General features: G+C 53.6%; 16 protein-coding genes and 2 pseudogenes. 14 read left to right on the top strand and 4 right to left on the bottom strand.

Features of this window, described 5'->3' with window-relative positions; translation table 11 throughout:
• Window positions 1–15 precede the first annotated feature (15 nt).
• From fhuC to stfH, 10 genes and pseudogenes are all read left to right on the top strand, one after another.
• Window positions 16–813 carry a Fe3+-hydroxamate ABC transporter ATP-binding protein FhuC gene (gene fhuC, locus J4685_RS15365; protein ID WP_001157201.1) on the top strand — a complete coding sequence of 266 codons (798 nt, stop codon included), beginning with the start codon at window positions 16–18 and terminating at the stop codon, window positions 811–813.
• A complete protein-coding gene (fhuD, locus tag J4685_RS15360) occupies window positions 813–1,703 on the top strand; it encodes a Fe(3+)-hydroxamate ABC transporter substrate-binding protein FhuD (RefSeq protein ID WP_001208783.1) in 891 nt (296 codons plus the stop codon). Before fhuC ends, fhuD begins: the two co-directional genes overlap by 1 nt.
• A gap of 14 nt (window positions 1,704–1,717) precedes the next feature.
• Window positions 1,718–3,757 carry a Fe(3+)-hydroxamate ABC transporter permease FhuB gene (fhuB, locus tag J4685_RS15355; RefSeq protein ID WP_016504759.1) on the top strand — a complete coding sequence of 680 codons (2,040 nt, stop codon included), beginning with the start codon at window positions 1,718–1,720 and terminating at the stop codon, window positions 3,755–3,757.
• Window positions 3,758–4,697: 940 nt separating this feature from the next.
• Entirely contained in the window at window positions 4,698–5,258 is a 561-nt protein-coding gene (locus J4685_RS15350) for a fimbrial major subunit StfA (RefSeq protein ID WP_001090554.1), read from the top strand.
• Window positions 5,259–5,343: 85 nt separating this feature from the next.
• Window positions 5,344–8,001 (top strand): annotated as a pseudogene (locus tag J4685_RS15345) (outer membrane usher protein).
• Window positions 8,002–8,018: 17 nt separating this feature from the next.
• Window positions 8,019–8,771 (top strand): fimbrial chaperone StfD, encoded by a 753-nt coding sequence (gene stfD / locus J4685_RS15340; protein WP_000982724.1) that lies wholly within the window; start codon window positions 8,019–8,021, stop codon window positions 8,769–8,771.
• A gap of 18 nt (window positions 8,772–8,789) precedes the next feature.
• Entirely contained in the window at window positions 8,790–9,302 is a 513-nt protein-coding gene (locus J4685_RS15335) for a fimbrial protein (protein WP_001250308.1), read from the top strand.
• Window positions 9,299–9,775: pseudogene (stfF, locus tag J4685_RS15330) on the top strand (fimbrial minor subunit StfF). The gene J4685_RS15335 and the pseudogene stfF overlap by 4 nt, the downstream one beginning before the upstream one ends.
• Window positions 9,775–10,305, top strand: a complete 531-nt coding sequence (locus J4685_RS15325; protein ID WP_000239533.1) for a fimbrial protein — start codon at window positions 9,775–9,777, stop codon at window positions 10,303–10,305. Before stfF ends, J4685_RS15325 begins: the two are co-directional and overlap by 1 nt.
• Window positions 10,305–11,150 carry a fimbrial adhesin StfH gene (gene stfH / locus J4685_RS15320; protein WP_000691862.1) on the top strand — a complete coding sequence of 282 codons (846 nt, stop codon included), beginning with the start codon at window positions 10,305–10,307 and terminating at the stop codon, window positions 11,148–11,150. Before J4685_RS15325 ends, stfH begins: the two co-directional genes overlap by 1 nt.
• Window positions 11,151–11,257: 107 nt before the next feature.
• On the opposite strand, the gene hemL is transcribed toward stfH, so the two are convergent.
• Window positions 11,258–12,538 (bottom strand): glutamate-1-semialdehyde 2,1-aminomutase, encoded by a 1,281-nt coding sequence (gene hemL / locus J4685_RS15315; RefSeq protein WP_000045258.1) that lies wholly within the window; start codon window positions 12,536–12,538, stop codon window positions 11,258–11,260.
• 169 nt (window positions 12,539–12,707) lie between these two features.
• Here hemL and clcA point away from each other — a divergent pair, with 169 nt between their 5' ends.
• Entirely contained in the window at window positions 12,708–14,129 is a 1,422-nt protein-coding gene (clcA, locus tag J4685_RS15310) for a H(+)/Cl(-) exchange transporter ClcA (protein WP_000845434.1), read from the top strand.
• A gap of 81 nt (window positions 14,130–14,210) precedes the next feature.
• Window positions 14,211–14,555, top strand: a complete 345-nt coding sequence (gene erpA, locus J4685_RS15305) for an iron-sulfur cluster insertion protein ErpA (RefSeq protein ID WP_001278668.1) — start codon at window positions 14,211–14,213, stop codon at window positions 14,553–14,555.
• Window positions 14,556–14,655: 100 nt separating this feature from the next.
• Here the strand turns inward: erpA and J4685_RS15300 are convergent, their stop codons facing one another.
• The 3 genes from J4685_RS15300 to mtnN are packed head-to-tail and all read right to left on the bottom strand — an operon-like array spanning window position 14,656 to window position 16,807.
• The gene (locus tag J4685_RS15300) at window positions 14,656–15,279 is read right to left on the bottom strand and encodes a TRIC cation channel family protein (RefSeq protein ID WP_000964233.1); all 624 of its coding nucleotides are present in this window, start codon (window positions 15,277–15,279) and stop codon (window positions 14,656–14,658) included.
• Window positions 15,280–15,315: 36 nt separating this feature from the next.
• A complete protein-coding gene (gene btuF, locus J4685_RS15295; RefSeq protein WP_001118837.1) occupies window positions 15,316–16,116 on the bottom strand; it encodes a vitamin B12 ABC transporter substrate-binding protein BtuF in 801 nt (266 codons plus the stop codon).
• Window positions 16,109–16,807: a 5'-methylthioadenosine/S-adenosylhomocysteine nucleosidase gene (gene mtnN / locus J4685_RS15290; RefSeq protein WP_000689821.1), complete on the bottom strand. Its 699-nt coding sequence runs from the start codon at window positions 16,805–16,807 to the stop codon at window positions 16,109–16,111. The genes btuF and mtnN overlap by 8 nt, the downstream gene beginning before the upstream one ends.
• A gap of 84 nt (window positions 16,808–16,891) precedes the next feature.
• On the opposite strand from mtnN, the gene dgt reads away from it, so the two are divergent.
• Both dgt and degP read left to right on the top strand, forming a co-directional pair.
• Entirely contained in the window at window positions 16,892–18,409 is a 1,518-nt protein-coding gene (dgt, locus tag J4685_RS15285; RefSeq protein WP_000146453.1) for a dGTPase, read from the top strand.
• Between the two features lie 129 nt (window positions 18,410–18,538).
• Window positions 18,539–19,966: a serine endoprotease DegP gene (degP, locus tag J4685_RS15280; protein ID WP_000753958.1), complete on the top strand. Its 1,428-nt coding sequence runs from the start codon at window positions 18,539–18,541 to the stop codon at window positions 19,964–19,966.
• The last annotated feature ends 115 nt before the right edge of the window (window positions 19,967–20,081 follow it).

Raw genomic sequence — 20,081 nt, 5'->3', positions numbered from 1 at the left:
TACAAGTTGGCTGCTATGCAGGAAAACCACATTCATTCCGATACCACCTTTGCGCTGCGAAGCGTCGCCTTTCGTGTGCCGGGCCGCACGCTTTTACACCCCCTCTCGTTAACGTTTCCCGCAGGTCGCGTCACCGGACTTATCGGCCATAATGGTTCCGGTAAATCCACGCTGTTAAAAATGCTGGGCCGCCATCAGCCGCCTTCCGAAGGGGATATTCTGCTCGACAATCAGCCGCTGGCGAGCTGGAGCGGCAAGGCGTTTGCCCGCAAAGTTGCCTATCTGCCTCAACAATTGCCGCAAGCGGAAGGAATGACGGTGCGCGAACTGGTGGCGATTGGCCGCTATCCGTGGCACGGCGCGCTGGGACGCTTTGGCGTCGCGGACCGGGAAAAAGTAGACGAGGCGATTACGCTGGTCGGCTTAAAACCGCTGGCGCATCGTCTGGTCGATAGCCTGTCCGGCGGTGAACGCCAGCGAGCGTGGATTGCCATGCTGGTCGCGCAGGACAGCCGTTGTCTGCTGCTGGATGAGCCGACGTCAGCGCTGGATATCGCCCATCAGGTTGACGTGCTGGCGCTGGTGCATCGTTTAAGCCAACAGCGCGGGCTGACGGTGGTTGCGGTGCTGCACGATATCAACATGGCGGCCCGCTACTGTGATTATTTAGTCGCGCTACGCGGCGGTGAAATGATTGCGCAAGGAACGCCTGCGGAACTGATGCGCAGTGACACGCTGGAACAGATTTACGGTATCCCGATGGGTATCCTTCCGCATCCGGCGGGCGCCGCACCTGTGAGTTTTGTGTATTAATGCGTGAGTTATATCCTCTTACTCGCCGCCGTTTATTAACGGCGATGGCGCTCTCGCCGCTGCTGTGGCAAATGAATACGGCGCAGGCTGCCGCTATCGATCCCCGCCGGATTGTGGCGCTGGAGTGGCTGCCGGTTGAGCTGCTGCTGGCGCTCGGTATTACGCCGTATGGCGTGGCGGACGTGCCAAATTATAAGCTGTGGGTTAGCGAACCGCCGTTGCCGGATTCGGTGATTGATGTGGGGCTTCGCACTGAACCCAATCTCGAACTGCTGACGGAGATGAAGCCGTCGTTTATGGTCTGGTCGGCAGGTTACGGACCCTCGCCGGAGAAACTGGCGCGGATCGCGCCGGGGCGCGGGTTCGATTTTAGCGACGGCAAAAAGCCGCTGGCGGTGGCCCGACGCTCGCTGGTTGAACTGGCGCAGACGCTGAATCTGGAAGCTGCGGCAGAAAAACATCTGGCGCAATACGATCGCTTCATCGCCAGCCAGAAGCCACGTTTTATCCGCCGCGGGGGACGTCCGTTACTGATGACGACGCTTATCGATCCGCGGCATATGCTGGTGCTCGGCCCGAATTGCCTGTTCCAGGAGGTGCTGGACGAGTATGGCATTGTCAATGCCTGGCAGGGTGAAACCAACTTTTGGGGCAGTACGGCGGTCAGCATCGATCGGCTGGCGATGTATAAAGAAGCGGATGTAATCTGCTTCGATCACGGGAATAACACCGATATGAACGCGCTGATGGCAACGCCGCTGTGGCAGGCCATGCCGTTTGTCCGCGCCGGGCGTTTTCATCGGGTGCCCGCCGTTTGGTTCTATGGCGCGACCCTCTCCACGATGCATTTTGTCCGCATCCTGAATAACGTGTTGGGAGGCAAAGCGTGAGCAGAAAACGTGAAATGCCGGATGGCGGCGCGAAAAACGCCTTAACCGACCTACGGTTCGGGCGCTTTGTAGGCCGGATAAGGCGAAGCCGCCATCCGGCGTTGCTGTTATTGGCGCTGTTGGTTGCCGCCTGCTGGCTGACATGGGTTAACTTCTCCGTTGCGCTACCGCGCAGTCAGTGGCAACAGGCTATCTGGTCACCGGATATCGACATCATTGAGCAGATGATTTTTCATTACAGCCTGCTGCCAAGACTGGCGATTTCGCTGCTGGTGGGCGCGGGGCTTGGGCTGGTAGGCGTCCTGTTCCAGCAAGTATTACGTAACCCGCTGGCGGAACCGACCACGCTGGGCGTGGCGACCGGCGCGCAATTGGGGATCACGGTGACTACGCTTTGGGCGATTCCCGGCGCGCTGACCACGCAGTTTGCCGCCCTGACGGGAGCCTGCATCGTCGGCGCGCTGGTGTTCGGCGTGGCGTGGGGCAAACGTCTGTCGCCAGTGACCCTGATCCTCGCCGGGCTGGTGGTCAGCCTCTATTGTGGCGCAATCAACCAGTTACTGGTGATTTTCCACCACGATCAGTTGCAAAGCATGTTTTTATGGAGCACTGGAACGCTAACGCAAACCGACTGGAGCGGCGTGCAGCGTCTGTGGCCGCAGTTGCTGGGCGGCGTGATGCTCACGTTATTGTTGTTACGCCCGATGACGCTGATGGGGCTGGATGACGGCGTTGCGCGTAATCTGGGTCTGGCGCTGTCGTTAGCGCGTCTGGCGGCGTTGTCGCTGGCGATTGTGTTGAGCGCGCTGCTGGTCAACGCGGTGGGCATTATCGGTTTTATCGGCCTGTTTGCGCCGCTGCTGGCGAAAATGCTTGGCGCAAGACGTCTGCTGGCGCGCCTGATGCTGGCGCCGCTCATTGGGGCGCTTATTTTATGGCTATCCGATCAGATTATCCTTTGGCTAACCCGCGTATGGATGGAAGTCTCCACCGGGTCAGTGACGGCGTTAATCGGCGCGCCGCTGCTCCTGTGGCTGCTGCCGCGGCTTAAAAGCATGAGCGCGCCGGATATGAACGCCAGCGATCGTGTGGCGGCGGAGCGTCGGCATGTCCTCGCTTTTGCCGTTGCCGGTGGCGCGCTCCTGCTGCTGGCAACATGGGTCGCGCTCTCTTTTGGTCGCGACGCGCACGGCTGGACGTGGGCGAGCGGAACGCTGCTTGAAGAACTGATGCCGTGGCGCTGGCCGCGGATACTGGCGGCGTTAATGGCGGGCGTCATGCTGTCGGTGGCGGGCTGCATTATTCAGCGTCTGACCGGTAACCCAATGGCCAGCCCGGAAGTGCTGGGGATCAGTTCCGGAGCCGCGTTTAGCGTGGTGTTGATGCTGTTTTTGGTGCCGGGGAATGCTTTCGGTTGGCTACTGCCTGCCGGAAGCCTGGGCGCGGCGGCGACACTGCTGATTATTATGATAGCCGCCGGGCGCGGCGGTTTCTCGCCGCAACGGATGTTGCTGGCGGGGATGGCGCTCAGCACTGCGTTTACCATGCTGCTAATGATGCTCCAGGCGAGCGGCGATCCGCGGATGGCGGATGTGTTGACCTGGATCTCAGGATCTACCTATAACGCCACTGGCGGGCAGGTTACGCGAACCGCGATCGTAATGGTGATTTTGCTGGCCATTGTGCCGTTGTGTCGCCGCTGGTTAACGATTTTGCCACTGGGCGGCGATGCCGCGCGCGCGGTGGGCATGGCGCTTACGCCGTCGCGTATCGCGCTGCTGGCGCTGGCAGCGTGTTTGACGGCAACCGCGACGATGACCATTGGGCCGCTGAGTTTCGTTGGACTGATGGCGCCGCATATTGCGCGGATGCTCGGTTTTCGCCGGACGATGCCGCATATGGTCATCTCGGCGCTGGCAGGGGGCGTTTTACTGGTCTTTGCCGACTGGTGCGGCAGGATGGCGCTATTTCCGTATCAGATCCCGGCGGGACTGCTTTCAAGCTTTATTGGCGCGCCGTACTTTATCTATTTGCTACGTAAACAGAGCCGGTAAAAAAAAGCTGTGCCACATTTATGTCGGGTGGCAGCCATGCTCAACCCGACCTACAAATTACACAATATCAATATGTTGTGATAATATTTTGTAGGCCTAAAAATAGCTGAACGCTATCAGGTGCGAGAGCTGTCCTATCACGTTTTATCGAGGGAACTCTGCTTTTATTTTCAGCAAGAAGCAGGTGTTATTTTTGTATCGATAAGTCATGAGCTATTTCAGTGGCGCGCCGCTGTCTCCTGAACAGGGTGACTAATTTCAACATATCCAGGCCCGAAACGTTGATGATAAATTGCGGCATGATCTCTCCAATAATAAGAATTACCGGTTTCGGTATTAAATCCTTTTTAAATATTAAGATGTGGATGCCGCATCTTTAATGCATCTCGTAAATCAATTTTAATTTAATAATAAGTTTCCATTATAAAACTTCGATAATAGAATATTGTTTTTTCATCGAAGTAATAAAAAACAACTCTATTAAAATAAATTAATTGCCACGAGTAAACAAAAAAAATGTAACTTAGCATTTTTTGATTTTTTTAATGGAATTTATACCAAAAATAAATCTTATGCATCATTGCTATACACTCAGTACTGTAATTCTGATCTTTTTTATTCATTTTGACATGTTTATTGCTTTTTGGGCTCTCCCGTCTTGCTTGCTTTGTTTGTTTTTTGAACGGTAAAAAATATTTATTATTTAATTCTGATGATCCTTTAAATAAAAAATACTTGTCTTTGGGTTTTTAATGGAAAATACTTCACCGCGCCTAAGGGATGTTATTTATTAACGTGTTGTTTGCTTCTTTTGAATGTTGCATCAGGAATTTCATAACTCGTCATATAATATATATCTACCCATATAAACATGGGGTGTTGAGTATAGCTCCGTGTGAATAGCGTAAAAATACTCACCAACTTTTAATAAGGATGAAAAATGAATACAGCAGTAAAAGCTGCGGTTGCTGCCGCACTGGTTATGGGTGTTTCCAGCTTTGCCAATGCTGCAGGCAGTAATACTGGTACGGTGACTTTTACCGGTACTATTGAAGATTCACCGTGTTCAATCGTGGTTGGCGACGAACACCAGACCGTTAACCTGGGCCATATCGGTACCGGTTCTCTGATGGGCGGTAAAGAATCTTCAAAAGTCGATTTCCATATCGGTCTGGAAAACTGCGCATTCACCACTGAGAAAGAAGCGTCTACCGTTTTCTCTGCCATCGGTAACGAATCCAGCGCTAATCCGGGCAGCGTTGCGCTGATGCGTATCGGCGGCGGCGAAATGGCGGGTTCCAGCATTGTCATCGGCAACCACCTGGGTTCCGCGATCAAATTGGGCGACGCTTACAGCGAAAATCTGACGATGAACGGCAGCGTTGCGGCGGCGAAACAGACTCTTAACTTCAAAGCCTGGGTGAAAGGCGATTCTGCTGCCACCACTATCGATACCGGCGAATTCAGCAGCACCGTAAACTTCACGATCAGCTATCTGTAAGTGAAATATCATCCTGCGGCAGTCTGCCGCAGGATAAGGCTCAAAATAAAAAAATAGATTATATATTTCAGGGATAGATTGTCTGATGGCTCACTATAAAAAATTTCGTCTGAGCACGCTTGCATCCGTGGTGGGTATTATTCTGACTGTTGGCCAGGGGAATAGCTATGCGGAAGCGCTCATTCAATTTAATACCCGATTTCTTGATGTTAAAGATGATGCCAGCCTGGATCTCTCCCGTTTTTCCCGTAAAGGCTACATTATGCCGGGGAGCTATAATCTCCAGGTGTTGGTCAACCAGAGTCAAATTGCCCAGGATAATGTTATTACGTATTCCGTTGATAATAACGATCCTGATAACACATATCCCTGTTTACCGCCTGAACTGGTATCACTGCTGGGGTTAAAACCTGAAATAGCAGATAAAATGATCTGGATAAATGCCGGTCAGTGTCTGCAACCAGATCAACTGGAAGGGATGGAAACCCAAACGGATTTAAGCCAGTCAACGCTGACGGTGATTATTCCGCAGGCCTATCTGGAATACAGCGATGAAGAGTGGGATCCACCTTCCCGCTGGGATGAAGGGATTCCCGGCGTATTATTTGACTACAACGTTAACAGCCAGTGGCGACATGCTGAACATGATGACGGCGATGAATATGACATCAGCGGCAACGGCATGGTGGGTGCCAACCTCGGCGCGTGGCGTTTGCGCGCGGACTGGCAGGCTAACTATCGTCACGAAAATGACAGCGAAGATAAAGACAACTTTGGCTCCAGTTCCGAACAGAACTGGGACTGGAACCGCTATTACGCCTGGCGGGCGATCCCGCAGCTCCGGGCGCAGCTAACGCTGGGCGAAGGATCGCTGGAGTCCGATATTTTCGATGGCTTTAACTATGTTGGCGGCAGCCTTATCACCGACGATCAGATGTTACCGCCTAATCTGCGCGGCTACGCCCCGGATATATCAGGCGTGGCGCGCACCAACGCCAAAGTCACCGTGACCCAGCGCGGGCGGGTGATTTATGAGTCGCAAGTCCCGGCTGGGCCGTTTCGCATTCAGGATATTAATGAAACGGTATCCGGCGATCTACACGTCAAAATTGAAGAACAAAGCGGTCAGGTACAGGAATATGACGTCAGCACCGCCTCCATTCCGTTTCTGACCCGTCCCGGCCAGGTGCGCTACAAGTTGGCAGCCGGGCGACCGCAGGACTGGGATCACAATATGGAAGGCGGCTTTTTCACCTCAGCCGAAGCCTCCTGGGGGATCGCTAACGGCTGGTCGCTGTACGGCGGTGCCATCGGTGAGTAGGATTATCAGGCGCTGGCGTTAGGACTGGGGCGCGATCTGGCGCTGCTGGGCGCGTTTTCCGTCGATGTCACCCATTCCCGTGCGACGCTGCCAGAGGGTAGCGCCTACGGCGACGGCACCATTCAGGGTAACTCGTTCCGTGCCAGCTACGCTAAAGATTTTGATGATATAGACAGCCGTCTGACGTTTGCTGGTTATCGCTTTTCCGAAGAAAACTACATGACGATGGACGAGTTTATCGATACGCATAATGACGATAACGATCGTCAGCGCACCGGCCATGATAAAGAGATGTATACCCTGACGTACAGCCAGAACTTTTCGGCAATAAACGTTAACGCCTATATCAACTACACCCATCGCACCTACTGGAATCAACCCAACCAGGACAGCTATAACCTGACGCTGTCGCACTATTTCGATGTCGGTGAAGTGCGCGGGATCAGTCTGTCGGTGAACGGTTTTCGCAATGAATATGATGATGAGCGAGATGACGGCGTGTACGTCTCGCTCAGTATTCCGTGGGGCAACGATCGCACGCTAAGCTACAACGGCTCCTTTAGCGATGACAACAACAGCAATCAGGTCGGCTATTACGAGCGCATTGACGATCGCAATAACTACCAGATTAATGCAGGGCGTGCGGATAACGGCGCGACTCTCGACGGCTACTACCGTCATCAAGCGAGCTATGCCGACATTGACGTCAGTGCGAACTATCAGGAAGGCGACTATACCTCCGGCGGGCTGAACATCCAGGGCGGCGCGACGCTGACTGCTAAAGGCGGGGCGCTGCACCGCACCAGCGTCAACGGCGGCTCGCGGCTGCTGGTGGATGTCGGCGATGAAGCGAACGTACCCATCTCCGGCTACAGCACGCCAGTATATACCAACGTGTTTGGTAAAGCCGTCATTGTCGACGTCAACGACTACTACCGCAACCAGGTGAAAATCGACATTACCCAGTTGCCGGAAGACGCGGAAGCAATCCTCTCTGTTGCTCAGGCGACCCTGACGGAAGGGGCAATCGGTTATCGCCGCATGGAGGTGCTCAGCAGTAAAAAAGCCATGGCCAGTATCCGCCTGCGCGATGGCGGCACACCCCCCTTCGGTGCGGAAGTTTACAACAGCCGCCAGCAACAGTTAGGGATCGTCGGCGAAGGCGGCAGCGTTTATCTGATCGGCATTAACCCCGGCGAGCGGTTGCAGGTGACATGGGAAGGTAAAACGCAGTGTGAAGCGGCGTTGCCCGATCCGCTGCCGGGCGATCTGTTTAGCGGCCTGTTGCTGCCGTGCATCGGCGACGCTTCATCACCTGAGGCAACGCAGCCCGAAGAGAAACCATTACTCCAGCTTCATACGCAGCGGCGGACGTCTTCGACGCAACCCGAAGCGCTCTCTTCTCGTTATCCAACACATTGATTCAGGAAACCGCATTCATGATGCCATTAAAACGTTATAACCTGGCCGCTGTTTTGCTGCTTTTGCTGGGCGGCTACGGTAGCGCCCAGGCTGCCATCGCGCCCGATCGCACCCGCCTGGTGTTTCGCGGCGAAGATAAATCGATAAGCGTCGATCTGAAAAACGCCAACAGCAAACTGCCCTATCTGGCGCAGTCCTGGGTGGAAGATGAGAAGGGCGTCAAAATCACCTCGCCTTTAATCGTCGTCCCACCGGTCCAGCGCATTGAGCCGTCGGCAATCGGACAGGTCAAAATTCAGGGGATGCCGGCGCTGGCGTCGCTCCCTAAGGATCGGGAAACCCTTTTTTATTACAACGTGCGCGAAATTCCGCCGCAAAGCGACAAGCCCAATACACTGCAAATCGCCCTGCAAACGCGCATCAAAGTTTTTTATCGCCCGCAGGCGCTGTCGAAAATCGATATGCAGCATCCATGGCAATACAAAATCACCCTTCAGCGTCAGGGCAATGGCTATCAGGTGAGCAACACAACCGGCTACTACGTGGTGTTAAGTAACGCCAGTAACCGCATGGACGGCACACCAGCCAGAGGCTTTAGCCCATTAGTGATTGCACCAAAAAGCAACGTGACGCTGGGAGGGGACGCCAGTGAATTAGGTCGCTCGCCTGTGCTGACTTACGTCAACGATTATGGCGCGCGGTTACCGCTGATTTTTAACTGTACTGGCAACAGTTGTGCGGTAGATGAAGCAAAAAGCAGAAAGTCGTAACCGACAAGGAGACGCAAGATGAGGCAATGGCGGTTACGGCTGGGCACGGTAACGTGTGCGGCCATGCTGAGTGCGGTCAGTATGCCGCTGGCAGCGGAAAGTAAGACGGTCAACATGACGCTGACGATAGTCGTTAATGCCGCGCCGCCCTGTACTGTGACTGGTGGTGAGGTGGAATTTGGCAATGTGTTGACGACGAAAGTGGATGGGGTGAATTACCGGCAGGCGGTGGGCTATCGCCTGAGCTGTAACGGCAGAGTGAGCGATTACCTGAAGTTACAGATTCAGGGGAATGCGGTGACTATCAATGGTGAGTCGGTATTGCAAACCGATGTCGATGGATTGGGTATCCGTCTGCAAACCGCCACGGATGGCGCGCTGGTTTCACCCGGCAATACGCAATGGTTGTCATTTCAATACAGCGGTGGCAGCGGTCCGGCCATCGAGGCGATTCCTGTCAAAGATAATGGCGTAACGTTAACAGGTGGCGCGTTTAACGCAGGTGCTACGCTGGTGGTGGATTACCAATGAAAAAAATGGCTTTGATGGTGTTAATAAGCAGCAGTTTTGCCGCGCAGTCGGCTGAGAATCTTAAGTTTCACGGTACGTTAATATCACCGCCGAATTGCACGATTAGCCATAATCAGACGATCGAAGTTAAGTTCGGTAACATGCTGATTAGTAAAATAGATGGTGCGCGTTACGCACAGAATGTTCCGTATGAGATCACCTGTGATTCAGCGGTGCGCGACGATACGATGACAATGACCCTGACACTAAGCGGCTCTGTGACTGATTTTAATCAGGCGGCGATAAACACCAGTGTGGCGGGGCTGGGGATTGAACTTCGGCAGAACGACCAACCGTTTACGTTGGGGTCCACCATTACTGTAAATGAGTAGTCGGCACCTGTTCTGAAAGCCATACCGGTTAAAAAGGGCGGAGCCTCGCTGACAGAAGGTGACTTCGATGCGACGGCAACATTACAGGTGGATTATCAGTAATGGTTAAAAAACAGACGTTATTACACGGCGTGGCCTTCATCCTCTGGGGGACGCTGATATTGCCGGTCTCAGCGGCAGATAATCTGCATTTTTCCGGTAGTCTGGTCGCCAGTCCGTGTACCTTAACAATGCAGGGAGCCGATATTGCTGAAGTCGATTTTTCATCGCTTGATGCTTCTGACTTTATTCCCGGCGGCCAGTCTGCCCGCAAACCTGTGGTGTTTGAACTAACGGATTGCGATTCGGCGCTGAGTAACGGAGTGCAGGTAATTTTCACTGGAACCGAAGCGACCGGAATGCGCGGTATCCTGGCCATCGATAGCTATTCAGGCGCTTCCGGGATCGGGATTGGCATTGAAACATTATCCGGCGTTCCCGTGGGCATTAATAACGAAAGCGGTGCGGTATTTACGCTGGTGACGGGGAAAAATACGCTAAGCCTGAATGCCTGGGTACAACGTCTTCCCGGCGAGGACCTGATTCCGGGAAGGTTCTCTGCAAGTGCGCTAGCCACATTTGAGTATTTATAATGAAAATAATACGGACTTTATTTTTGCTGCTGATTGCCGTTTATGGTGGTTCGGTATCGGCCAGACCCATGCTGAAAGCGACGTTTGGGAGCACCACGCTATATTATGGTATTGGCCCTAGTTATGCGGATAGAGCGGTTATACTGAACTCTACAGTAACCACGCCTGATGGCGTGTACTATGGTTCCTGGAAATTCTCAGGAATGGCAAGAAAAGGAGCTACTGCGACCTTACTCTCCTGGACCGGGCCTGACCCCGCACCGACTATTGTTCTGCGGGATTTTGATAACAGCATTTCGAAATCCAACTGTAAAAACCTCCCCTCAAGTTGGAATGGCTGCGGTTATTATACCGTTGATATTACCGTACAAAGCGACAATTATGGTTGCCCGTGGCTGGCCGCCACTCATAGCACCGCTGAGGATCTGGTTTCTGGGGAAACCTATAGCGCGCCGGACACGCGTAGCTCGGCTTGTCCGAAGGTGCCAGTCGAAACTTTTGATATCTCCTGGGATCCGAACGTATCTAAACAGAAAACAACGCTCATGTTTGATGCCACCGGTGGCACGGTTAACAGCACGCTACATACCTATTTGATGGAAGGTGGAAAACTTTGCGATGGTAGTAAGTTTGACAAGCGTGGCAGTTATTGTCGTTTTGTCTCATCGGGGATTACGTTGAATGTGCTGGGCTGCGATCGGTCACTCGTCAAGACGAGCGCCGTTGTTCATCCGATAACCGATGTTGAACTTCATGATATTAATGTGTCGGTGAACACCAGCAACATCGGCTCAGGGCAGTTCACGTCGACCTGTAGCTTCCAGTATATTATTGATGAGATTTAGGTTGTCTGAGTGTTTAGCGAAGATTCTCGCTAACCTGGTATGAACCAAAAAAAAGCCGGGTGGCGGCTTCGCCTTACCCGGCCTACGTTGTTTCTGGACGTTCTCTTTTACAGTTTCGCAAACACCCGACGCGCGGCGTCGATGGTGTTATTGATATCTTCTTCACTGTGCGCCACGGACATAAAGCCTGCTTCGAACGCGGACGGCGCCAGATATACGCCTTCCTCCAGCATCAGGTGGAAGAAACGCTTAAAGCGTTCCACGTCACACGCCATCACATCCTGATAGCAGGTTACGGTTTCTGCATCGGTGAAGAAAATCCCGAACATGCCGCCGACATGGTTGACGACCAGTGGGATCCCCGCTTCCTGCGCCGCTTCGCACAACCCTTCCGCCAGACGGGTGGTGAGCTCATCCAGCGTTTCATGAATGCCGGGCTGGGCGACTTCATTCAGGCAGGCGAAACCGGCCGCCATCGCAATCGGGTTGCCGGAAAGAGTGCCCGCCTGGTAAACCGGGCCCGTCGGCGCCAGCGCATCCATTACATCGCGACGACCGCCAAACGCGCCTACCGGCATCCCGCCGCCGATGATTTTACCCAGACAGGTCAGGTCCGGCACGACGCCGTAGTAATCCTGGGCTCCGGCCAGCGCTACGCGAAAACCGGTCATTACTTCGTCGATAATCAGCAGCGCGCCGAACTCATCGCACAAGGCGCGCAGACCTGGCAGAAATTCCGGCAGCGGCGGGACGCAGTTCATATTACCTGCCACGGGTTCGACGATGATACAGGCGATTTCCTGCGGATATTGTTCAAACGCCGCGCGCACTGACGTCAGATCGTTATAAGTGCAGGTCAGCGTATGTTTCGCGAAATCCGCCGGCACGCCCGGCGAGTTCGGCTGACCGAGCGTCAGCGCGCCAGAACCGGCTTTGACCAGCAGACAGTCTGCGTGGCCGTGGTAGCAGCCTTCGAATTTGATAATCTTATCGCGGCCAGTAAAACCACGCGCCAGGCGAATAGCGCTCATCGTCGCTTCGGTGCCGGAGTTTACCATGCGCACCATGTCCATGGTCGGCACCAGGTTGGTCACCAGTTCCGCCATTTTTACTTCCATTTCGGTTGGCGCGCCGAAGCTTAAACCACGCTCCGCAGCTTCGATCACCGCATTGCGGATAGCCGGATGGTTATGCCCCAGTACCATTGGCCCCCAGGAACCGACATAGTCGATATATGCTTTGCCATCGACATCATAAAGATACGCGCCGTCCGCTTTTTCGATAAACAGCGGGGTGCCGCCCACGCCAGTGAAGGCGCGAACAGGGGAGTTCACGCCGCCGGGGATCAGCTCGCGGGCCGCGCTATAGAGATTTTCAGACTTACTCATGGAAAGATTCCTGGTTCGTAGAAAAAGTGAATACCCGCTATTCTAAGTTATTCAGAGAAGGTTATGAAAGTTTTACGCATTTGAAACAATACTATTTGCAGGGGATTTTCACGGCGTTGGCGAGTAGAATGCCGACTTTAGATTTGTATTACCAATTAATGATCTTCTGATGAAAACAGACACTTCCACCTTTTTAGCTCAGCAAATTGTGCGCTTACGGCGCAGAGATCAGATTCGCCGGTTAATGCAGCGGGATAAAACGCCGCTGGCCATTCTGTTCATGGCGGCCGTTGTCGGCACGCTTACCGGACTGGTTGGCGTCGCCTTTGAAAAGACGGTTTCCTGGGTACAAAACATGCGCATTGGCGCGCTGGTTCAGGTCGCGGACCATGCGTTTTTGCTTTGGCCGCTGGCCTTTATCCTTTCGGCGTTACTGGCGATGGTCGGCTACTTTTTGGTGCGAAAATTTGCGCCGGAAGCCGGCGGCTCGGGTATCCCGGAAATTGAAGGCGCGCTGGAGGAGTTACGTCCGGTGCGCTGGTGGCGCGTGTTGCCGGTGAAGTTTATCGGCGGGATGGGAACGTTGGGCGCAGGAATGGTATTAGGGCGCGAAGGGCCAACGGTGCAAATCGGGGGCAACCTGGGGCGCATGGTGCTGGATGTTTTTCGTATGCGCAGCGCCGAAGCGCGGCATACGTTGCTGGCGACCGGCGCGGCGGCGGGGCTCTCTGCGGCGTTTAACGCGCCGCTGGCGGGTATCCTGTTTATTATTGAAGAGATGCGCCCGCAGTTTCGCTACAACCTGATTTCGATTAAAGCGGTGTTTACCGGCGTCATCATGTCGAGCATTGTGTTCCGCATATTTAACGGCGAAGCGCCGATTATTGAAGTCGGCAAACTGTCTGATGCGCCGGTTAACACGCTGTGGTTATACCTTATCCTCGGTATTATTTTTGGCTGCGTCGGGCCGGTATTTAATTCGTTGGTGCTGCGTACCCAGGATATGTTTCAGCGCTTTCATGGCGGCGAAATTAAAAAATGGGTGCTTATGGGCGGCGCGATCGGCGGCCTGTGCGGTATTCTGGGGTTGATTGAGCCGGCCGCGGCAGGCGGCGGATTTAACCTTATTCCTATCGCCGCGGCAGGTAATTTTAGCGTCGGGCTACTGCTGTTCATCTTTATTACCCGGGTTGTCACGACGCTGCTTTGCTTTTCTTCCGGCGCGCCGGGGGGCATTTTCGCCCCGATGCTGGCGCTGGGAACGCTGCTTGGTACGGCCTTCGGTATGGCGGCGGCAGTGCTTTTCCCGCAGTATCACCCGGAGGCCGGTACCTTTGCGATTGCCGGGATGGGGGCGCTGATGGCGGCGTCGGTGCGCGCCCCGTTGACAGGGATTGTGCTGGTGCTGGAGATGACCGATAACTATCAGCTCATTTTGCCAATGATTATCACCTGTCTTGGCGCGACACTATTAGCCCAGTTTTTGGGCGGGAAACCGTTATACTCAACCATCCTGGCGCGCACTCTGGCGAAGCAGGATGCGGAACAGGCGGCGAAAAACCAGAATGCGCCTGCGGGCGAGAATACTTGAACGAATTACCAGGGTATTAGATAATGACTGCCAATATTGGGTGAAAATTTATCCAATTACCGATGTCGTTTGGAGCAAAATATGAGTGATGACGTAGCGCTGCCGCTGCAGTTTACCGACGCAGCAGCGAATAAAGTAAAAAGTCTTATCGCTGACGAAGATAACCCGAATCTGAAACTGCGCGTGTATATCACCGGCGGTGGTTGCAGCGGCTTCCAGTATGGTTTTACCTTTGACGATCAGGTTAACGAAGGGGATATGACCATCGAAAAACAGGGCGTTGGCCTGGTGGTTGATCCGATGAGTTTGCAGTATCTGGTGGGTGGTTCGGTAGATTATACCGAAGGTCTGGAAGGTTCCCGCTTCATTGTAACCAACCCGAATGCGAAAAGTACCTGCGGGTGTGGCTCTTCCTTCAGCATTTGATCGCTGTTCGTTGTGCCGGATGGCGACGCGAGCGTCTTATCCGGCCTACAGGAAAGATGTTCCAGGCCCGATAAGCGTAGCGCCATCGGGCAAAACAATATCAAAGTCCGTTTTCATCCAGGGCAAACGTCGGCAATTTCAAATGCCAGCGAATGGCCGCCAGCCGAATAAACAGCGTGACGACCATACCCATCATGCTGGCGCTTTCCAGCGGTACTGAAAACGTATAAAACGCGGTGGCGTGAACAATCCCGCCGATAATACAGGCCGTGGCATAGATTTCGGTGCGTAGGATCATGGGAATCTCGCGTGCCAGAACATCGCGAATAATCCCGCCGCCGACGCCGGTAATCACGCCCATACAGACGGCCACTAATGGCCCTGTTTCAGCGAGGAAGGCTTTATTCACCCCAATGCCGACAAACACCGCCAGCCCGACCGCATCCAGTACCGGCAACATCCATTTCGGCAGACGTCTTGGCTGGCGAACCAGCAGGATGGTCAGCATACTGGTGACCATGGCGACGACCAAATCGGTAGGATCTTTAACCCAGAATACCGGGCCGTTATCCAGCGCCATATCGCGGATTGTCCCGCCGCCGACGGCAGTAACGACGCCGAGCACCAGGACGCCGAACGGGTCCATACGTAATTTCCCGGCCAGCAACACGCCAGAGATAGCAAATACAGCCGTGCCTACAATATCCAGCCAATAGACGAGCATTGTCGAATCCCCACTGGGAGCCTGGTAAGACAGGCTCTAATTCACCTGTGAAAGCGCATTACAGAGTTGTTTTGCGGCGAGGATAATACGCGGGCTTGCGCGTTCAAACCAGTCGCTGTTAAGCGGAATAACCGGAATTTTTAACAGGTTTCCCCAGTATTGTTCAATTTTGAGAATTTCGCCCGCTTTTCCGGCCACGATAATGGCCTGGGGATGCCTTGCCAGCACCTGCTCACGGCTGACTTGCGGCCACGGCACGCGGCTGTCAGCAAAGATGTTTTCTCCGCCGCAGGTGGTCAAAACCTGATGTTGAATAGACCCTTTACCACTGGTAAACAAAGGATTCATGCCAAACTGAAGAAAGACGCGCTTTTTAGCTTTACCGGCATACTCGACTTTGAGCGCGGCGTACTCATTTAGCAATGTCTGCGCTGCCTGCTGAGCCTTTTCCGGCTGCGGGCTCCAGACGGCCAGTTGGCGGAGCGCGTCGGCGATCTGTTCGATGCTTACCGCGTCCACCCACATGACCTTAATACCTAATGACGTCAGTTGGTTTACCTGGCGTTCCGCATTACCGCCGCGCCAGGCGACGACCAGATCCGGCTTCAGCGCCACAATGCGTTCCAGATTCATTCCCTGCCAGGTAGAGACCTGTTCTATTTTTTGCGCTTCGGGCGGGTAGTCGGAATAGCTGCTGACGCCAACGGGCGTAATCCCGGCGGCAAAAGCAAGCTCCGTATTGGCGGGAGAGAGGGTAATGACGCGCGGCGCAGCGTAAAGCCACACCGGGAGCGTAAGCAGCAGGGCGACCAGCGCCCTGAACATTTGCTTAGCCATGCGCCAGTTTCTGTACCAGCGTTTCGACCATCAAAGTCGACTGTTTCGCCGCCACCGCGAGGAATTCGTCAAAGCTGAGGTGCGATTGCTGATCGGCCACGTCAGAAATAGCGCGTACCACCACGAACGGCACGTTGAAGTTATGGCAGACGTGGGCGATAGCGGTGGCTTCCATCTCTACGGCGACCGCGTCGGGGAAGTTATGCCGGATTTTCGCCAGCCCGACGGAACCGTTAATAAACGCGTCGCCGCTAACAATAAGGCCGCGTACCGCGTTCAGATTCAGCTCCCTGATGCAGGATTCCGCGGCGGCGATCAGCTTATCATCGGCCTTAAATCCGGCCGGACAGCCCGGTAATTGCCCGTATTCATAGCCGAAAGCGGTCACATCAGCGTCGTGGTAACGTGCTTCGTCAGAGACGACGATATCGCCGACCTTCAGCGTGGACGCCAGACCGCCTGCGGAACCGGTATTGATGATCACGTCCGGCTTGCAGTGCTCCAGAAGCAACGTTGCGCCCAGCGCCGCCGCGACTTTACCGATACCGGATTTCAGCAACGCCACTTCGGTGCCGTTCAACTGGCCAGTGTAAATTTCGCAGCCGCCCAGCGTAATCGTCTGACGGTTGTCAATTTTGTCACGCAGCAGCGTAACTTCTTCTTCCATTGCGCCAATGATGCCGATTTTCATAGATTTACTCGCGATAAGTCAGTTTTGGGGGCATAGTTTATCATGCGCTTATGGGGAAGCGCATTTCTCAGGCGGGGAGAGGATATGGCATCGATCGATTTCCGAAATAAAATTAACTGGCATCGTCGTTATCGTTCACCGCAGGGCGTAAAGACGGAACATGAGATCCTGCGGATTTTTGAAAGCGATCGCGGGCGGATTATCAACTCTCCGGCTATACGCCGTTTGCAGCAAAAAACGCAGGTTTTCCCGCTGGAGCGCAATGCCGCGGTGCGTACTCGCCTGACGCATTCAATGGAGGTGCAACAGGTAGGGCGTTATATCGCGAAAGAGATTTTAAGCCGCCTGAAAGAGCAAAACCGGCTGGAGGAGTACGGTCTGGATGCGCTGACCGGTCCCTTTGAAAGTATTGTGGAAATGGCCTGCCTGATGCACGACATCGGTAATCCGCCGTTCGGTCATTTTGGCGAGGCGGCGATCAATGACTGGTTTCGTCAGTGGCTGCATCCGGAAGATGCGGAAAGCCAGCCGCTCACGCATGATCGCTGTGTGGTTTCCTCGCTACGGTTACAGGAAGGTGAAGAAAATCTGAACGATATTCGCCGCAAGGTACGTCAGGATATCTGCCATTTTGAAGGCAATGCACAGGGAATTCGTCTGGTACATACGCTCATGCGGATGAACCTTACCTGGGCGCAGGTTGGCGGAATTTTAAAATATACCCGTCCGGCATGGTGGCGAGGGCCGGTGCCGGATTCCCATCGCTATTTAATGAAGAAACCGGGCTATTATCTTTCTGAAGAGAAGTATATTGCGAGGTTACGTAAAGAACTTCAGTTAGCGCCTTACAGTCGCTTTCCATTAACGTGGATTATGGAAGCCGCAGATGATATTTCTTATTGTGTCGCCGATCTTGAAGACGCGGTAGAGAAAAGAATCTTTAGCGTTGAGCAGCTTTATCACCATTTATATCACGCGTGGGGCCACCATGAGAAGGATTCGCTGTTTGAGCTGGTGGTAGGAAATGCGTGGGAAAAATCACGCGCCAATACATTAAGCCGCAGTACCGAAGATCAGTTTTTTATGTATTTACGGGTAAATACATTAAATAAACTGGTGTCCTATGCCGCTCAGCGTTTTATTGATAATTTGCCGCAGATTTTTGCCGGTACCTTCAATCAGGCGTTACTGGAAGATGCCAGCGGTTTTAGCCGCCTGCTTGAACTCTATAAGAATGTGGCGGTTGAACATGTGTTTAGCCATCCGGATGTAGAACAGCTTGAACTACAGGGATACCGGGTGATCAGCGGGTTATTAGATATCTATCAGCCGCTATTAAGCTTGTCGCTTAACGACTTTCGCGAGCTGGTGGAAAAAGAACGGTTGAAACGCTTCCCTATAGAATCGCGCTTATTTCAGAAACTTTCTACGCGCCATCGTTTGGCCTACGTGGAAGTCGTCAGTAAATTACCCACGGATTCGGCGGAGTACCCGGTACTGGAATATTATTATCGCTGTCGGTTGATTCAGGATTATATCAGCGGGATGACTGACCTTTACGCATGGGATGAATATCGGCGTTTGATGGCGGTCGAACAGTAAATGGACTTTTGTAAAGATGGACAATAAATTTTTACTTTTTCCAGAAACTTTATTCCGGAACTTCGCGTTATAAAATGAATCTGACGTACACAGCAATTTTGCGTTACCTGTTAATCGAGATTGAAACACATGAAAAAAACCACATTAGCAATGAGTGCACTGGCTCTGAGTTTAGGTTTGGCATTGTCGCCTCTGTCTGCCACGGCGGCTGAAACGTCCTCTTCAGCAATGACTGCCCAGCAGATGCCAAGCCTGGCACCGATGCTCGAAAAAGTGATGCCATCGGTGGTCAGTATTAATGTAGAAGGTAGCACCACGGTGAATACGCCGCGTATGCCGCGTAATTTCCAGCAGTTCTTTGGCGATGACTCCCCGTTCTGCCAGGACGGTTCTCCGTTCCAGAATTCTCCGTTCTGCCAGGGCGGCGGTAACGGCGGCAACGGCGGTCAACAACAGAAATTCATGGCGCTGGGCTCCGGCGTAATTATTGACGCCGCGAAGGGCTACGTCGTCACCAACAACCACGTGGTTGATAACGCCAGCGTGATTAAAGTACAGCTTAGCGATGGGCGTAAATTCGATGCTAAAGTAGTGGGCAAAGATCCGCGTTCTGATATCGCGCTGATTCAAATTCAGAATCCGAAGAACCTGACGGCGATTAAGCTGGCGGACTCCGACGCGCTGCGCGTGGGGGATTATACCGTCGCTATTGGTAACCCGTTTGGTCTGGGCGAAACGGTGACGTCAGGTATCGTTTCGGCGCTGGGGCGTAGCGGCCTGAACGTAGAAAATTACGAGAACTTTATTCAGACCGACGCCGCGATTAACCGTGGTAACTCCGGCGGCGCGCTGGTGAACCTGAACGGTGAGCTGATCGGTATTAACACCGCGATTCTGGCGCCGGACGGCGGTAACATCGGTATCGGCTTCGCTATCCCCAGTAACATGGTGAAAAACCTGACGTCGCAGATGGTGGAATACGGCCAGGTGAAACGCGGCGAACTGGGGATCATGGGGACTGAGCTGAATTCCGAATTGGCGAAAGCGATGAAAGTCGATGCCCAGCGTGGCGCGTTCGTCAGCCAGGTGATGCCGAATTCGTCCGCGGCGAAAGCGGGTATCAAAGCCGGGGATGTCATTACCTCGCTGAACGGTAAACCGATCAGCAGCTTTGCGGCGCTGCGCGCTCAGGTCGGCACTATGCCGGTCGGCAGCAAAATCAGCCTCGGTCTGCTGCGTGAAGGTAAAGCGATTACGGTTAATCTGGAATTGCAGCAGAGCAGCCAGAGTCAGGTTGATTCCAGCACCATCTTCAGCGGGATTGAAGGCGCTGAAATGAGCAATAAAGGCCAGGATAAAGGCGTTGTGGTGAGCAGCGTGAAAGCGAACTCACCCGCCGCGCAAATTGGCCTCAAAAAAGGCGATGTCATTATCGGCGCTAACCAGCAGCCGGTGAAAAATATCGCCGAGCTGCGTAAGATTCTCGACAGCAAACCGTCGGTGCTGGCGCTGAATATTCAGCGTGGTGATAGTTCTATTTATTTGCTGATGCAGTAATCACCTTTGTCCCCCTTCCATCATGGAAGGGGGCAACACTTTTCTGTGAAACCCCCCACAACTCCATACTTATTTGCACCGTTTTGTGCATTTGCACAATGTCGAGACCTGTCAT

The sequence above is a fragment of the Salmonella sp. 32100201201700099SM genome, from assembly GCF_017572645.1.
In the GTDB taxonomy this organism is placed as follows: domain Bacteria; phylum Pseudomonadota; class Gammaproteobacteria; order Enterobacterales; family Enterobacteriaceae; genus Salmonella; species Salmonella enterica.
The sequence above is the reverse complement of the archived record's forward strand: the minus strand, read 5'-3'. Positions and strand labels throughout refer to the sequence as shown.